Annotated in this window: 14 protein-coding genes and 1 pseudogene; 3 read left to right on the top strand and 12 right to left on the bottom strand. The window is 68.6% G+C overall.

Annotated elements, in window-relative coordinates; translation table 11 throughout:
• Positions 1-125: 125 nt before the first annotated feature.
• The 6 genes and pseudogenes from RM812_RS33140 to RM812_RS33115 form a co-directional block, all read right to left on the bottom strand.
• Positions 126-704, bottom strand: a pseudogene (locus RM812_RS33140) (transposase); the annotation flags it as partial.
• A gap of 462 nt (positions 705-1,166) precedes the next feature.
• Entirely contained in the window at positions 1,167-2,726 is a 1,560-nt protein-coding gene (locus RM812_RS33135; protein ID WP_311581127.1) for an RICIN domain-containing protein, read from the bottom strand.
• A 949-nt stretch (positions 2,727-3,675) separates the two neighbouring features.
• Positions 3,676-5,451 carry a YVTN family beta-propeller repeat protein gene (locus RM812_RS33130; RefSeq protein WP_311581124.1) on the bottom strand — a complete coding sequence of 592 codons (1,776 nt, stop codon included), beginning with the start codon at positions 5,449-5,451 and terminating at the stop codon, positions 3,676-3,678.
• 304 nt (positions 5,452-5,755) lie between these two features.
• Positions 5,756-5,896, bottom strand: coding sequence for a hypothetical protein (locus tag RM812_RS33125; RefSeq protein WP_311581120.1), 141 nt, complete (start codon positions 5,894-5,896; stop codon positions 5,756-5,758).
• Positions 5,897-5,942: 46 nt separating this feature from the next.
• Positions 5,943-6,350: a hypothetical protein gene (locus RM812_RS33120; protein ID WP_311581117.1), complete on the bottom strand. Its 408-nt coding sequence runs from the start codon at positions 6,348-6,350 to the stop codon at positions 5,943-5,945.
• A 343-nt stretch (positions 6,351-6,693) separates the two neighbouring features.
• Entirely contained in the window at positions 6,694-7,074 is a 381-nt protein-coding gene (locus tag RM812_RS33115) for a hypothetical protein (protein WP_311581114.1), read from the bottom strand.
• 759 nt (positions 7,075-7,833) lie between these two features.
• On the opposite strand from RM812_RS33115, the gene RM812_RS33110 reads away from it, so the two are divergent.
• The gene (locus RM812_RS33110) at positions 7,834-7,980 is read left to right on the top strand and encodes a hypothetical protein (protein WP_311581111.1); all 147 of its coding nucleotides are present in this window, start codon (positions 7,834-7,836) and stop codon (positions 7,978-7,980) included.
• A 147-nt stretch (positions 7,981-8,127) separates the two neighbouring features.
• On the opposite strand, the gene RM812_RS33105 is transcribed toward RM812_RS33110, so the two are convergent.
• Genes RM812_RS33105 through RM812_RS33080 form a run of 6 tightly spaced genes read right to left on the bottom strand, consistent with a single transcriptional unit; the run spans position 8,128 to position 12,672 of the window.
• Positions 8,128-9,150 (bottom strand): SpaA isopeptide-forming pilin-related protein, encoded by a 1,023-nt coding sequence (locus RM812_RS33105; protein ID WP_311581108.1) that lies wholly within the window; start codon positions 9,148-9,150, stop codon positions 8,128-8,130.
• A gap of 58 nt (positions 9,151-9,208) precedes the next feature.
• Complete coding sequence (locus RM812_RS33100) at positions 9,209-9,703, bottom strand: hypothetical protein (protein ID WP_311581105.1); 495 nt, start codon at positions 9,701-9,703, stop codon at positions 9,209-9,211.
• Between the two features lie 27 nt (positions 9,704-9,730).
• On the bottom strand, positions 9,731-10,207 hold the full coding sequence (locus tag RM812_RS33095; RefSeq protein ID WP_311581102.1) for a hypothetical protein: 477 nt from the start codon (positions 10,205-10,207) through the stop codon (positions 9,731-9,733).
• Positions 10,208-10,240: 33 nt separating this feature from the next.
• Entirely contained in the window at positions 10,241-11,101 is an 861-nt protein-coding gene (locus RM812_RS33090) for a DUF317 domain-containing protein (protein WP_311581098.1), read from the bottom strand.
• The gene (locus RM812_RS33085) at positions 11,098-12,321 is read right to left on the bottom strand and encodes an ATP-grasp domain-containing protein (RefSeq protein WP_311581095.1); all 1,224 of its coding nucleotides are present in this window, start codon (positions 12,319-12,321) and stop codon (positions 11,098-11,100) included. The genes RM812_RS33090 and RM812_RS33085 overlap by 4 nt, the downstream gene beginning before the upstream one ends.
• A gap of 51 nt (positions 12,322-12,372) precedes the next feature.
• The gene (locus RM812_RS33080; protein ID WP_311581136.1) at positions 12,373-12,672 is read right to left on the bottom strand and encodes a hypothetical protein; all 300 of its coding nucleotides are present in this window, start codon (positions 12,670-12,672) and stop codon (positions 12,373-12,375) included.
• Between the two features lie 125 nt (positions 12,673-12,797).
• Between RM812_RS33080 and RM812_RS33075 the strand changes: the two genes are divergently transcribed.
• Positions 12,798-13,907 (top strand): tyrosine-type recombinase/integrase, encoded by a 1,110-nt coding sequence (locus RM812_RS33075; RefSeq protein ID WP_311581092.1) that lies wholly within the window; start codon positions 12,798-12,800, stop codon positions 13,905-13,907.
• Complete coding sequence (locus RM812_RS33070; RefSeq protein WP_164245247.1) at positions 13,904-14,227, top strand: helix-turn-helix domain-containing protein; 324 nt, start codon at positions 13,904-13,906, stop codon at positions 14,225-14,227. Before RM812_RS33075 ends, RM812_RS33070 begins: the two co-directional genes overlap by 4 nt.
• Positions 14,228-15,065: the final 838 nt, after the last annotated feature.

Genomic DNA, 15,065 nt, shown 5'->3' with positions numbered 1-15,065 from the left:
GCGAGCTCGTCCGGGTCGGGGCAGTCGATGACGACGGTGTACAGGTGTCCGATCATCCGGCTCACTCTGCCACTGGCCCGCGAGCGGGCCAAACGGCAGGGGCCAGCCCAAGGTTAAAGAACAAGCTTAGAGGACCATAACCACAGTGGTGGAGCATCCCGATCCTTCGACAGATGCCCGACCATCAGCCGCATCAACGTGCCCTCGACCAAGGGCAGTTCGACGTCGTGGTCGAGCCATGAGGAGCGATGGGTGAGCCGGGGGCGGACCCGGTCCCATGCCTGAGTTTCGGCCTCGCCGTAGTTGGTGGTGTCGGTGACCGTGGTGATCGCGGGCTCGGGCCAGGTCTCCGGCTTGGTGAAGCGGAACTCCGGTCCGTGCTTGGGCGGCCGGCCGTTGACGCCGGGCGCCTTCGGTGGCTTCGGCAGCTGCATCACGCGGTCGGAGCGGACCCGGCCGACCAGCTCGACCGGCAGGTCGCGCAGGACCCAGGCCAGGCGGGTGACGTCGTAGCCGGCATCGCTGACGATCACAATGTCCGGATTCCCGGCCTGCCACTGGCCAGCGGCGATGAGCCGTTCAACGACCCCTCGGAGTTGGGAGGCGGTGACCGCGGTCGCGTCGTCCGTCGGGCCGAGCCGGACCGCGTCCGGGATCGCGGTCCACGACGTGGAACCCGGCTCCAGCACGGCCACGAAGGAGTAAGCCCTGGGATTTCGCTCGGTCCCAGGGCGGAGAACAGGGCGGGTGTGGAGGGCGCGGGGGCCCGAGCATGGGATCGGGCGCAGTCGGCGCTTGCGGCTTCTACCCGCCGAGGACCGTGCTGTACGCCTGCTGGCCTTGCTGGAGGGTCGTGGTCAGGGCGGGCGACGCTGGTCCCCGCGCACGGCATGCGGGGGTACATCGGGGCTGGAGCAGCCCCGGACGTAGGGGTGGCACCGGGAGCTGTTGCCCCGACCGTCCAGCACCTCAGCAGCCGCGTACGCCGACTGCCTGCCCCTTTGAGTACCCCCACCCGGAAACCAAACATCTCAGCGCTTGTGCGTCAGAACAGAGGGAAATGCTCGCGGACCCAACGTCGGCACGCGCCGACGTTGGGTCCGCGAGCCGGACCGCCTTGTCATGGTTCCGGTCCGGTGGTCGGGGTCACCGGGGTGCGGGCGGTGTCAGGTGGTGGAGAAGACCGACGCCCAGTTCTGGCTGGTCGAGGCGGCGGATGCGGTGTTGGCGGTGACCGCCTGGCCGGCGGTGGCGTTGCCGTCCAGGACGAATCCGGTGGCCGGGTTGGTCAGGGTGTAGGTGCCGACCGCGTTCCGTGTCACCTGCCAGCGCTGGTTGGCGGCACCGAGGCTGATGGCCTGGAGGGAGATCTGGCCGCCGGCGGTGGTCGGTGCGGTCAGGGTCAGCGAGACCGGGCAGCTGTCGTAGACGCGTACGGTGCCGTCGCTGTTGGCGGTGAACTTCCAGCGCTGGGATGCCCGGGAGGTGTCCAGGGCGGCGAACTGGGCCACCCCGGAGATGGCGAGGCTGCAGCCCGCTCCCCGCTGGAGGGCGACGCCGCCGCCGTTGCTGAGCGCGTGGTAGGCGTTGCTGTCGACGACCGTGGGACCGTAGTTGATGGCGTGTGCGTCCAGGGCGGTCAGCGCGGAGCCGGTGGTGGACAGCGGCGGGACGGCCGTCGGCCGGACATACTTGAACCAGTCGTAGAAGGTGGAGGGTGTGTTCGCGGACAGGGTGGTGATGCTGCGGTTCCAGCTTCCGTCCACCTGGTTCCACAGCTGGAGCAGTGACGCGGCCACGTTGCCCTGCACATGGTCGCCGGTCTGCCAGCCCGCGGTGTGGGTGAACGAGGTGGAGTCGCCGTTCGGGAACACGTAGCGCTGGTCGCCCAGGAGGTAGGCGGCCACCGCGTCGCCGAAGCCCTCGGTCCAGGCGCAGGTGGCGGACGACGTCAGATGGATGAAGTGCGGGTTGCAGTTGGTGATGGTGGGCCAGTTGCTGTTGTAGAGCCGGTGCTGGAAGAAGTGTCCCGCCTCGTGCAGCACGGTGTGCTCGGAGTCCGGGTCGCCCTCGGCCAGGTAGATGTTGTTGGCCAGGTCGTAGTACGGGCCGTTGTTGGAGCCGGTCTGCCAGCGCAGCGTCAGTGTGGTGCAGGTCGCGGCGTTGTTCTCTGCGGTCGTCCAGCAGGGTGTGGTCGAGTTGGCGCGTTGCGACCAGAGCAGGTTGACGGTGTCGAAGGCGTGCCAGGCCCGGTCCGAGACGGTGGGGTTGACGGCGCCGAGGGCGACGTTCGCCGATACGTTCGTCAGTGTCGGAGTGTCGTGGGTGTAGACCGTTCCGGAGGAGTTGGCGACCCTCCACACCTGGTTGCTGCGGGTGGCGAACCGCACGAAGAGGTGGTTCATCGTGGTGGTGTTGACGGGGGTGTAGCAGAGGTTGAACGAGCCGTCGGCCGCACCGGTGAGCTGCGTGCCGGTGTTCAGCTTGTGGTCGGTCTCGGTCGCCAGCTCCCGGCCCCAGAGCTCGACCGAGGCGTTACGGGCGCCTCGGGTGAGGGTCGGCTTCGAGGTGCCCGCCTCGGCGGACTGGTAGTCGAACTGCAACGTGCCGCTCACGCAGATCGGGGACACGGCGGAAGCTGTGCCTGCCGACAGCGGCACCAGGGCGCCGGCGGCGAGCAACGCAGGTATCAACAGGCGGAGCAGGGCTCTGGGTCTGCCGAACATGGATGTCCTTCCCAAGGAGCGCCCGGGCCCGCCGACGGCAGACCTGGCGCGCGAAGAAGACCGGTTGGACCCCGGCCCGTGTACGCCGCCAGGTACGGGCGGTCTGAACCGGAGCCATCGTGGAGGTGACACCGCACTTCCGTCAGAAGCGCACAGAATCACGAACCGCAGTCGTGAGGCTGATGTGAACATCAGGTAGGGATTCAGTGTTCCCGGACGGAAGTCGCTCCGGCCGACCATGCGCCCCCATCCGCCGCGGTCCTCTATACCCGGTCTTGCTGCTGAGCTGCGGGTTTCCGGCGGAGGATGGGAGGCGAAGGCATGCCCGCGCGCTAGCTGGTGAGTACGCAGCAATCCGCGCGCCCCCCATGACCACATGCTCTGCCGGCTTGTGGCGACGAGGTGCTGTGGTTCACGCCCGCTCGCCCGTTGAGCTGCGGGTTCCGTTTCCAGAGGTAGCCCAGTCAGCACATGATTGCTCCCCGATGCCTGCCGACGAGCCGAGAGCAGCACGCTGGTCCCGCATCCTCCGCTGGGCAACGGGGAGCGCTCCACCACGCCGGCGACCGCGCACCCCGGGCCTCCCAGGACGAGCAGCCGGCGTCGGAACGCGTCGCTGCGGCAGCAGGCGGCGGGGCGCGGTCGACACTGGCCCGGCACGGTGACGCGGGCGGTGCCGCGGTGAGCGGGGACGGCGACGACTGGAACCTGCCAGTCCTGCTCATGGCCGCGCTCTCTGCTGGTGAGTGCTGACGCTCTGGCGGGGTTCGCCGACTCCTGGGTGGAACCGGCGAACCCGTTCGAGCCCTCGCCCGGCACGCACTCGTCCGTCACCCGTCGCACCGGAATCCCCTGCGCGAGGGGTGACGGCGTGGTGGCGGACCCCCGCCGGCTTCTGGGTCGGCGGGGGCAACGGCGTCGGGTGGCCGGGTTCATCGCCTGGCCGGTGTCAGGGGCAGGTGACGAGCACGATGGACAGCGCGTTGCAGGTGACGGCGGCGGTGTCGTTGGCGGTGTTGGTGTCGGTGGGTGCGGAGGCGGTGCGTTGGCCAGTGACCGTGACCGGGCCCAGGGTCAGCAGGCCGAGCGGGACACGGAAGGTCTTGTTGACGCTCGCACCGTTGGCGATGGCCCCGTAGGTGCAGGTCACCGTGGTGCCGGTGGTGGTGCATCCGGTGGAGAGGTTGGTGGCTGCGGCGCCCGGCGGGAGTACCGCCTTCACGGTCGCGGAGGTGACCGGGTCGGGGCCGGTGTTGCGGGCGGTGAGGGTGTAGGTGATGTAGGGCGCCAGGATGCCCAGCCGCGGCTGGGCGGTGAGATCGACGTCGACGTCCGCGGTCGGTGGGGCGGCGACGGTGGTGGACTGGGCCGCGGTGTTGTTACCGGGGGCCGGGTCGGTCTCGGTGGCGTTGGCGGTGGTGGTGGCGGTCAGGGTGCCGACGGCGGCCGGGGTCACGTTCACGGTGATGGTGGCCGACGCGCCGTCGGCGACCGTGCCCAGTGCGCACGTGACGGTCGGCGCGGTGACGGCGCAGGAGCCCTGGGATGTGCTCGCGGAGGTGATGGTGCGGGCGGCGCCGGAGAGGGTGATCGTGGCCGTGGTGCCCGTGGCGGTGTCAGGGCCGTTGTTGTTGACGGTGGTGGTATAGGTGAGCGGGGCGCCGGCGTTGACGGGGTCGGCGGAGTCGGTGACGGCCACGGTCAGGTCCGCAGCGGGTACCGCGGTAGGGGCGGGGGCGAAGGCGACTGCGTAGGGGAAGGGGCCGAGCGGAAAGGTGGCGGTGACGGTGTTGGTGGCGGTGTCGATGACCGACATGGTGCCGTCGTAGCCGTTGGGGACGTACACCGAGGTGCCGTCGGGGGTGGCCGCGGACTCGAAGGGTCCGTTGCCGACGCCGACGGTGGCGGCGACGGTGTTGGTGGCGGTGTCGATCACCGAGACTGAGGAATCGCTGTTGTTGCTGGCGTAGGCGCGGGTGCCGTCCGGGGACAGCGAGAGGCCGAACGGGCCGATACCGACCGGGACGGTCGCGGTGACGGTGTCGGTGGCGGTGTCGATCACCGAGACGTTGTGCGAGTTCTGGTTGCCGACATAGGCGCGGGTGCCGTCCGGGGTCACCTTGATGACGTTCGGCTTCTGGCCGACGCCGACGGTGGCGGTGACGGTGTTGCTGGTGGTGTCGATCACCGAAACCGTGTTGCCGTTGTTGTTGGAGACGTAGGCGCGGGACCCGTCCGGGGAGAGCGCGATGCCGAACGGGAGGGCCCCGACCGCGACGGTACCGGTGACCGCGTTGGTCGTAGTGTCGACGACGGAGACGGTGTTCGCACCGGAGTTGGCGGTGTAGAGGGTGCCGCCGTCCGGGGACAGTGCGAGCTTGACGGGTCCGGCGCCGACCGCGACGGTCGCGGTGACGGCGTTGGTGGCCGTGTCGATCACCGACACCGAGGACGAACCGTTGTTCGCGGCGTAGACGGACACACCGTCCGGGGACACCACCACACCGAGCGGGGAGGAACCCACGGGGATCGTCGCGACCACCGTATTGGTGGCCGTGTCGAGCGCCCTCACGGTGTTGTCGTCCAGGTCGGCGACGTAAGCCACCGGGGCGGGCGCCAGCGCATGCGCGGCGGGGGCGGGCAGTGCGACCAGCCCGGTGATAGCGAGCGCGCCGGCGGCGACCAGCGCGGAGAATCTGAGTCGCAGACGCGACGGGCGTAACACGGAACGTGAGGACATCAGGTGCCTCAACCCTTCTTCGAGGCCCGCCCCGCGTCAGGGTGTCGGAGGGGCGACCCCAGGGCGCCGCGTGTTCACCGCCCCCGGCCACCGCCACCGGGACATACCCGCGACGGAGCGAACATCCCTGGAGGCCAACGACGTTGGCCCCCTCGACCCGCCCAGCATGACACCCCGGGCCCCCGCATCAGTTCCGAACCAGCACATCCACAAGCGCGCGGCCCAAAGGAACGCCGCCGGGCCAGCGACAGGGCGTGCAGGTAGAGGGAGAGCCCGCTCCCATGTCGGTCTACTCGACGAGGAGTCCGGCGGCGCGGTCGTCGACATTCTCGCCCGCGTCCAGTTGAGCCGGGCCGAGGACCATGTCCGCGAGTTCAATGCCGCTCTCGCGCCCTGACGGCGCGAGCCGGCTGTCCGCGAGTTCATCCACCGGACCCGCAAGGAACTCGGCGTCGCCGCGTGATGGCTGGCTCTCTTTAGTTGCCGGACGGGCGAAGCGGGAAGACGTTGTCGGGGGCAGGCTGGTCCTGGCGGTCAGGTTGCCGGAGGATGAGGACGGCTGCCACGAGGGCCATCTGCTCCGCCCGATGCCGGGAGGCTGCCTCGGCAGCCCGGGAGTCCTTGAGAGCTTCCTTCAGGCGGACGACCTCTGTGCGAAGCCGCTTTTCGACTTCCGGCGTCTGGTGCGTTTCCGTACGCACCCGCGCGTAGAACTCCTCCTTGAGGTCGGCGTGGCGCTTTTGCAGCGCCATGCGGTGGACACCGGCTTCCGCGGCGAGCGCGACCGCGGTGAGGCTGCCGTTGGAGCTGGTGGGCTGTCCGGCCAGGAGGCGGTCGATGGCCGCGCGGATGCGGGTGCGTTCGTCCTCGTGCTGCTGGTTCATGCGATGGCCTCCTCGGCGGATTGGGCGGCGGAGTCGTGGGCGTCGGCGAGTGCACCGAAGCGGCCGGCTGTTCGGCGAAGCCGGTCGCCCAGGGGCTGGGGCACGAGGGCTGCCTTCGCATCGAGCCGATCAGCGTGCTCCCGTGCTGCCTGCGCGTGGCTGTCGGTGCGGATCGCGTTGCCGCAGCCGGGCTGGCAGGCGAACTGGTTGGGTGCCGTCGCCCCGGGATCCGGATCGCACAGGGCCGTGTCCCGCTTGAAGGCGCATATGAGGAACGAGTCCGGGTTGTCGAAGAGGACGAGGCCATCGCGCGCGAGGAACTTGGCGGCGGCCTTCGGGGTGGTCAGGGCGCCTTCGAAGCTGGAGATCGAGGCCGCTCCGACAATTGCCCGCCGCGCTGCCGGGCCGGAGATCTTCTCGCCGGCCGCCGTGGCGTCGCGCAGACGTGCGGCGGTGGTCGCTGTGGCGAGGCGGTCTCGACGTCGAGTTCTCCGTAGAAGCCTCTACGCTCGCGGCTGCCGTAGCCGCTGGACATACGGGCATCCAGGGCGGTGCGCATGTGTTCGTACTGGATGGCGAGGACGACCAGGCCACCGGGCCGGCGGGCGATGTGCCAGGCCAGGGTTCTGCGCAGACGGCTCAATCCAAGGTTGCCGTGCGGGTCCTCCGGTACACGTTGACCCGGCAGGACCTGAGCAGTGGCCTCCTGGTTGATCCACGACACGAGGTTCTCTCGACGCGACGATCCAGCGTGGCCCGCTTCAGCGCACCGTGGCGCCTTCGCTGGGAGACGATGTCGTGGTGGGTGGAGCTGAACAAGAGCTCGCCCTTGGGGACGATGCGTTCCAGGACGCGGATGGCGTTGACGACCGGAGTGATCGCAAGTCGCGGACCGCCGGCACACCTTCCTCCGGCAGCGGGCCCCACCGCTCCGGATCCGGCACAAACACCAGCCACCACTCGTCCATCTGCCACCCCTGTGAGCTCCTTGAACTCACTCAATCATCAGGGAAACAGGTGTGGGGGTCGTCCGGGATGCCGGACGCCTCGTACGCATGGTCGCCGCACTGGCAACGACCCGTCCACGGGCTCGGGACAACGATCGATTCAGCCATGGGCAGCTCCTCATGTGCGAGAACTTCATTCCCTGCGGCAGTCTGCCGGACCCCTGCGCGTTCGCGCTGGCGTTCGGTATCGCGCGACACCAAAGGGGCGGCAGGTCCACTCCTGACCGTGAACGCGGGCACGGGCACAACGGTTCGACCCATAAGGGGGGTGACACGCAGCCATCGCGCGGTTGAACCCAGCAGGCCATGTGAGACCCGCCACGGACAAACTTGGACCAAGGCGGCATCGGACATCGAGGGGCGATGACCCTGGGTGCGCCTGACCAGCGGGACTTCGATATGACGCTTTTAGGTAAACTCACCCCCCTTGGGCAGGTACACGCCAAAGCGGGCCCATTTCGGGTACCTTCCGGCGCATGACGACTGATGCTCAGTTCCTGGCCTTCGCTAGCCCGCTGTGGGCACTCCTGACGGTGCTGTTCTCCGTGGCACTGGCCCATCCTGAACCCCAGGTCAGGGCGTGTGCCGAACGGCTCCTAGCAATCCTCTTCCGGGCCCGGTAGGACCCAGGGGCTGCCCTCCAGAGCCGAGCTGCACGGTCGGATGGTGCTCCGGTTGCGAGCGATCCGCCTGCCCGTCTCCGCGCACCAACGCAAAGGCCCTCGGAATCATAGTGATTCCGAGGGCCTACAGCAGTGTGGCGGGACCGGCTAGTTCTCGTCAGTGGAGTCGCACGTGCGACGTCGGCAGGCCGCGAAGAGGGCGCCTCCTCCTGCGGCGATCAGAAGGCTGGCGCCGCCGATCAGCCACGGGGTGGCGTCGGCGCCGGTGCGTGCGAGCGCGCCCTCGGGGGCAGGCGCCGCGGTGCTCGACACGGTCTCGTCGGGGGTCGGGGTGTCCGAGGCGGAAGGAGCTGGGGAGTTCTCGCCCTTGCCGGGCTTGTCCGGGGAGAGCTTGTCGCTCGGCTTCTCGGTGGGCTCGTCGGTCGGCTTCTCCGTCGGCTTCTCCGTCGGCGGCGAGGTGGTCGCGGTCTTGGCGTTGGTCGTGGTCACCGTCACCGGATCACCCGGCTTGGCCTCGAACTCCTTTGCGGGCTTGTAGATGTCGTAGCCAGCGGGCGCCTTCACCTGCTTGACCCAGAAGTCCGTGCTGGCACGGGAGTTGATGGGCAGCTTGCCGGTGGCCGTGCCGTCGGATCCGGTGGTCAGCGTGAGCAGGGTCTTGTCGCCGCTGCCGATGTTGACCGTGGATCCGGGCAGCAGTTTGCCTGTCTTGTCGTCCTTGGCCTTCAGCAAGACCGAGGCCGGCTTGAACGGGTCGACGATCGTAAGCGATGTGTTCGTGCCGGGGGTGACGATGACGTCTTGGTCGTCGACCTTGTCGTGCAGTGAGCTGCCGCTGGAGACCTCCTTGAGTCGGTAGATGCCGGGTGCGAGGTCCTTGAAGGCGAGCTTCCCCTGGGCGTCGGTCTTGCCGTTGGCGGCCTCCTTGCCCGCGGAGTCGATGAGGGTGAAGGACGCACCGGCGAGCACGTCGCCGCCGGGGTCCTTCTTCAGGACGGTCACACCACCGGTCTCAGGCTCGGCCGCGTTGCGCGGAGTCGAGGACGCGGATGCGGACGGGGTGGGATCGGTGCTCTGGGCCGAGGCGGCCGGCGCCCAGGACAGGGTGCCGGTCACCGTTGCGGCGACGGCGGCAGCGACAGGGAGGGTGCGAGCGGAACGGATGCGCAAGAAGGAGCTCTCCAGGAGATACAGACGGGACAGACAAGGTGGGCGAGCAGGTCGTTGTTCAGCGGGAACGCCCCGGTGCCGGGCGCGGGGGTGACGGAGGCGGTCCGCTGGCTGCGCGGGAGGGTGCGGTGATCGCGTAGCGGCGGGCGGCGGCACGGACGAGTTGCTGTTGCTGCTCGGGGGGCAGTTGCTCGATGCCGGCCAGGCCCTGTGCGATGCCCAGTCCGAAGGGGGATCCTGCGTCCAGGCCGGCGGCCTGGACGATCTGCGCGGCGGCCTCGGCTTCGACGAGGACGCCGTACGTGCCGGGCACGCCGAGCATGTGCTCGGCGTGGTCGCGGGCGCCGTCGAGGATCTCGGTGAGGGGGACGTCATCGTTCAGGCAGTCTTCGACGTTGTCGAGGAGGGTCAGCGTCGCGCTGTGCAGCCGGTCACGAAAGTTCGGGTCGGTGAGCCAGAAGCCGTTCGGGCCCGGCGGTGGAGGCGGGCCGTGGGTTGCGGCGGACGGCGCCGGTGATCGTAGGGGCGAGGGAAGCCAGCGGGGCGGGGGCATCCAGTACTCCGGGGTGAAGCGAGCGGTTCAGCGGCTACGGGGAGAGACCCCGGTGGTGGCTGCCGGTTGGGCGACAGGGCGGGCTGCCGGTCGGGGCGTGGCAGCGGGCGGGAACCAGACGTGGGCGTACTGCTCGATGGCAGTACGCAGCCCCATGCTGTCCGCGCCGTGCCACGGCGGCTGGCTGCTGTTGGCGTGCCAGTCACGGATGACGGCGTAGCCGTCGCGGCCGGCCACCAGACCGCGGGCGGCATCGCGGCGTTCGAAGGTGCCGTGGTCGGCGAAGCGGAGGATTGCGGTGTCGAGGACGCCCTGCTCGGGGTGGATGACGCGCAGGCGCAGTCCGTTGTACTCGCCGTGGCGGATGGTCGGGGCGAAGTCGATCCGCAGCCGCAGCGGCGAGTTCGGATGGGGGGCGGCGTACAGGGCGTCGCCGACGACGGCGTATCGATCAAATGGCAGTTCGAGGACATCGTCGAAGAACTGCTGAACGTGCAGGGCCAAAGGGCCTCTCTCGGACGAAGGAGATCTGTGCGGTCAGCGAAGGGGACCGGAGCGCCTGGCGGGCAGGGCGGCACCGGCCACGGCCGGTGGGAGCGTGGTGGTGCTCCAGCGTGGGACGCTGCGTGTGCCGAGCGCGGGTGGGCGGCGCGCGGCAGCTGCCTGCTGAACGTCGAGCGGGGTGGGTGCGGGTGGCTTCGGGGGCTCGACGGGGGTGAGCTGAGCGAACTGGGCGAGTTCGGGGCTCAGATCGGCCTGGTAGCGAAGGATGGGATCCGGTGCGACGAAGGAGGCGGCCATGGCGGCGATGAGCCGCTTCGGAGTACGGGCGGTGAAATTCGCCTCGGCGCGCAGCGGATACCTGCCTCGCCCGGCCCACAGCGTCACCACTTCGGCATCGGGATCGCAGCTGACGACGTCGATGCTGGCGCCGGCGAGCTGGTCTGGGGAGACGATTTCGATCACGCCACGGGTGACTGGCTTCCGCTCCCAGCCTGCGTCAAGCAGAGGCTGGACCGCTTCGCTCCACCTGTAGGAGGGGTCCGTCAGGAAGCTCTCGCTGTCCTCGTCCCACTCACTTGCCAGGGCGTGGATGAAGTCGCGGACGATCTCAAGCGGCATCTTGTCGCTGATGCCAACCGTCCAACGAGGGGCTGCGACAGCGTTCTCGGCTGCGCTGATCTTCCATACGTCGAAGTAATCGCCGAACCAGCCAATCCTGATGCGGTGGTCCGGTGAAGCGATCAGGAGCTGGCACTCCCCGTCCGTGCGGTGGTGCGGCCAGGTGTCGACTGGCTGGAAGCTGGAGTCGATGTTGTCGCCGAGGCCGGCGAGGTAGCGCGGGGAGACGTAGACGTCGCCATCGATGTCGTGGCCCGGATCGGACTGGTAGCTCATCGGTCGACCTGCGTGGTGACGGTGATCTCGTCGGCCACGGTGTCGAGGCGCTCGGTGACCTCGGCGGTGTTGCGGCCGGTGACGATGTAGAAGCCGGCTCGGGCAGTAAACAGGGTGCCACCGTCCTGTGGGAGGACGACCCGGTCTCCGGGGCGGCGCTGGAAGTGCAGCCGGTCCAGCCACGGAGGGCGAGGCCCTGCGTGACGGAGGTGGGTGAGCGTGCCGGAGGCGTCAGGATAGATCAGGCCGATGGCGGCAGCTCGGGAGCGGGTGGGGGTCAAGTCGGGGCCCCGGCCGCAGGCCAGGTCGGCGGCAGCGCGCGGCAGGTCGATACCGGTGGCGAGGCGGACGAGGTGGCCGATCATGTCCCCGGCGAGGCGGCCGTTGACCTCGATGAGGCGCGGCCGGCCGTGGACGAGGCGCATCTCGATGTGGCTGACGCCGTTGGTGATCCCCAGAGCCTTGACGGCGGCCCGGGCGGTGGGTGCAACCAGGTTGAGAATCGGATCGGCGGCGTCGATGCAGTGCACGAGCTGCTCGAAGTGCGGCGGAGGACTGATGGTCTTGCGGTTGACCGCGACCACCGTGGTGGTGCCGCGGTAGGTGACGCACTCCACCGAGATCTCCGGCCCGTCGAGGAACTCCTCGACGAGAACGCTGGTGCTCTCCGTGCCCTGACCGGCGGTCCGTTCGGCTGCCTGGTAGGCGGCCGTGAGCTGGTCGCGGTCGTCGACGCGGAGCACGCCGATGGCACCTGCGTGGGAGGCGGGCTTCAGCACCACGGGGTATCCGATCCGTTCGGCGGCAGCCTCGGCTTCCTGACCGGTACGCACGCTCACGGAAGCGGCCGAGGGCACGCCGTGGCGGGCGAAGAGGGAGCGGGAGCGGGCCTTGTTCCGGCATCCCTGCATCACTTCGGGTGCGGTAGCGGAGAAACCGAGCTGGCGGGCGAGACGGGCGGTCGGAACGAGGCTCCACTCGTCCCAGGTCATGACACCGGCGAGGTCGTGGCGTCCGGCCAGAGCCTGGCCCCCTGCCAGCAGCGCGGCAGGATCGCTGAGATCCACGACGGCGTGATCGGTGATGTGCGGCTTCTCCCACGACGGTTCGGTGCCGGTGAGCAGCACGACATCGTAGGCGTCAGCGACCTGCTCTAGGCAGTAGCTGCGGTAGTTCTCATCTCCGGGAACGACGACAAGCACGACGGGGCGAGCGGACAAGAAATGGTTCTCCGTATCGATCGAGGACGGTAGGACGGGCACAGGGGTGTCTCACGCGGCGCGGCGGCGCCGCAGTTCGAACGCGCCGGCCCAGTGGGGGTGGTCGTCTATGAGGCGGCGGGCGTAGAGAGCGGTGAAGTTGTTGTTCAGTCCGGCGAGGCCATGAGGGAGTTGGCGGCGAAGTTCCTCGAAGAGGTCCTTGAGGCTGACCCGGGTGGCGCCGGCGGCCAGGCGGCGGGCGGCCATGCGTTCCAGAGCGCAGTACACGTGCGGGTTGCGGGCGTCGAAGGCATGGAACTGCTCGCAGGCTGCCGTATTGCATTGAATGCAACACACGTCGCGCCCGGCCAAGTCTCTGAGCTGCAGTTGGATCGAGATTAACGCCGACTCGGCGGGCTGGTTGGAACGCTCTGAACAGGCACCCGTGACCAACTCAACGATGATGCGTTAGATGCATCGTGAGTGCAGTCGTTGATATGCCAGGAGCCGCGCATCTGGTCCTTGCCGACGGAGTCGTGCACCTGGACCCCGAGCCCGCCGTGCTGGAAGCGATGCTGGCGGGTTGGGCGCTGCAGCAGCGCACGCGCTTATTGAGGGAGTCAACGATCTGCCCGCGGATTGCACTGGTCCGTCGGTTGGCCCAATTCACCAATGAGTACCCGTGGCAGTGGGAACCTGCCGAGGTGGAGGCATTCTTCGATGACCTTCGCAATCGGCGTCCTGGGAGGCCGCTGGCGGTGTCGACCGCGCGGAACTACCAGAACGACCTGCGGCTGTTCTTCGACTACATCACCGACACTCGCTACGGCTGGCCGTCTACGTGCAAGGAGCGCTTCGGCCGAGTTCCGGTTCAGCTCTTGCACGAGTGGAACACGATCACCCACAGCAGCGAGTACGAAGGCGCCGCTGAGCGTCGTCCGCTCACCTACGATGAAGTCCAGGCCCTCTTCGACGCAGCCGACGGACGCGTCGAAGAGATCCGCGCACGACGGCGCAAGGGCTCCCTCGCGGCGCTTCGTGACGCCATGGTTTTGAAGACGCTATACGCCTTCGGCCTGCGGCGCCAGGAAGCGTGCGGCCTGGACCTGAGCGACCTGCGCCGGAATCCCAAGGTCGGCGAGTACGGCCGTTTCGGAGCGATCTTCGTCCGATACGGCAAGGCGTCCAAGGGCGGCCCTCCCAAGCGCCGCAGTGTTCTGACCGTCCCGGAGATGGACTGGATCGTTGGAGTTCTCGACCAGTACGTCAGCGAGGTCCGACCCGCCTTCGGGCCCGGCAAGCACCCAGCCTTCTGGATCACCGAGCGACGAGACCGGATGTCTTTGAGACGGCTGAACGGTGCCTTCGAGGCTGCGCGTCAGTTCGCCGGCCTGCCCATGGAGCTGGATCTGCATTCGTTGCGGCACAGCTACGTGACCCATCTGATCGAGTTCGGTTATCCAGAGAAGTTCGTCCAGGACCAGGTTGGCCATGCCTACGCCAGCACCACGGCCATCTACAGCCACGTCTCGGACGAGTTCCGCAACCGGCTGCTGCAACGCTCACTGCAAGCCCGGTATGGCGATCTATGGGGGCGGCAAACATGATCAGGAAGATGGGTATCGACTGGCAGTTGAGGATCCGGATGGCGGAGAGAGGCATGTTCCAGACCACGGAACTTGTTCCGCTGCTGGCCGAACGCGGCGTGCATCTGTCACGTGAGCAGGTCTTTCGTCTCGTGACCCAAACACCGCAACGGCTGTCCATGGATACGCTCGCTGCCTTGTGTGACATCCTCGCGTGTGAGCCCAACGACTTGATCCAGGTGGAAGTCGCCAACGCTGAGGTGCGCAAGACCGCCGACGGGCAGACGGCGACCCGGCCGCAAGCGCGCCGCACGACGATCCGGCGACCAGGACCGGAATGACCGTTCCTCTCGGCCTCGACGAGGCCCAACGACAGGTCGTCGTCCACCTGACCGCCCGGCTCACGAGGGTGACCGGCGAACAGGCGGCGCAGGCACTGGAGCGCGGGAAGATCACAGCACGTTCCTGTGTCGGCCTTGCCCGCCACTTTCATGAGCACCCGGACGCCCTGACCAATCCGGGTCTGACACCTCCGCAGAACCTGGTGCGGCTCGTACACGCGCTGGCGGACGCCGGGTATGGCCCGGTCACCCTGCCGACGTGCGCCGGCTGCGGAAAGACCTCGCGCCACCTCACGCATCGCCTCCCGGCCGGACACTGCTGTTCGGCCTGTGCCCGTCGGGTGCGGCCGCCGAAGACTTGCTCAGACTGCGGCCGACAGATGAAGGTCAACGCCAGAGGCCCCAACGGTCCACTCTGCGGTACCTGCTATGGCAAGCACGTTGCCACCGCATGCGGGCAGTGCGGGCGTGTACGCCGCGCGACCTTCCGAATGCCGGACGGCAGTGTCCGCTGCCAGAGCTGCCATCCACGACCCGAACGCACCTGCGTCGGGTGCGGAGCCCAGGCCCCGGTCCAAGCGATCTCGGTGGACGGACCGGTCTGCCGACGCTGCTACCAACAACCCCAGCGTCGGTGCGGAAGCTGCGGAGAAGTCCGCAGGGTCGTCCGGCGCGGCGGCGACGACACACCCGACCTGTGTTCCCGCTGCTATGAGAAACCTCCGGTCGTCTGCTTTACCTGCGGCCGGCTTCGGCCCTGCGCACGCAAGGTGGCCGGTAAGCCCTTCTGCCAGAGGTGCTATCCCCGCCGTCCTGCCCCATGTGCACGCTGTCGCCG

The sequence above is a fragment of the Streptomyces lancefieldiae genome (assembly GCF_031845825.1).
Classification (GTDB): Bacteria; Actinomycetota; Actinomycetes; order Streptomycetales; family Streptomycetaceae; genus Streptomyces; species Streptomyces lancefieldiae.
The sequence above is the reverse complement of the archived record's forward strand: the minus strand, read 5'-3'. Positions and strand labels throughout refer to the sequence as shown.

What these genes read in the sequence shown, in the direction of transcription:
- RM812_RS33135 (WP_311581127.1), bottom strand. Translation starts at nt 2,726, where the DNA reads ATGTTCGGCAGACCCAGAGCCCTGCTCCGCCTGTTGATACCTGCGTTG.
- RM812_RS33120 (WP_311581117.1), bottom strand. Translation starts at nt 6,350, where the DNA reads ATGAACCAGCAGCACGAGGACGAACGCACCCGCATCCGCGCGGCCATC.
- RM812_RS33110 (WP_311581111.1), top strand. Translation starts at nt 7,834, where the DNA reads ATGACGACTGATGCTCAGTTCCTGGCCTTCGCTAGCCCGCTGTGGGCA.
- RM812_RS33100 (WP_311581105.1), bottom strand. Translation starts at nt 9,703, where the DNA reads ATGCCCCCGCCCCGCTGGCTTCCCTCGCCCCTACGATCACCGGCGCCG.
- RM812_RS33090 (WP_311581098.1), bottom strand. Translation starts at nt 11,101, where the DNA reads ATGAGCTACCAGTCCGATCCGGGCCACGACATCGATGGCGACGTCTAC.
- RM812_RS33075 (WP_311581092.1), top strand. Translation starts at nt 12,798, where the DNA reads ATGCCAGGAGCCGCGCATCTGGTCCTTGCCGACGGAGTCGTGCACCTG.
- RM812_RS33070 (WP_164245247.1), top strand. Translation starts at nt 13,904, where the DNA reads ATGATCAGGAAGATGGGTATCGACTGGCAGTTGAGGATCCGGATGGCG.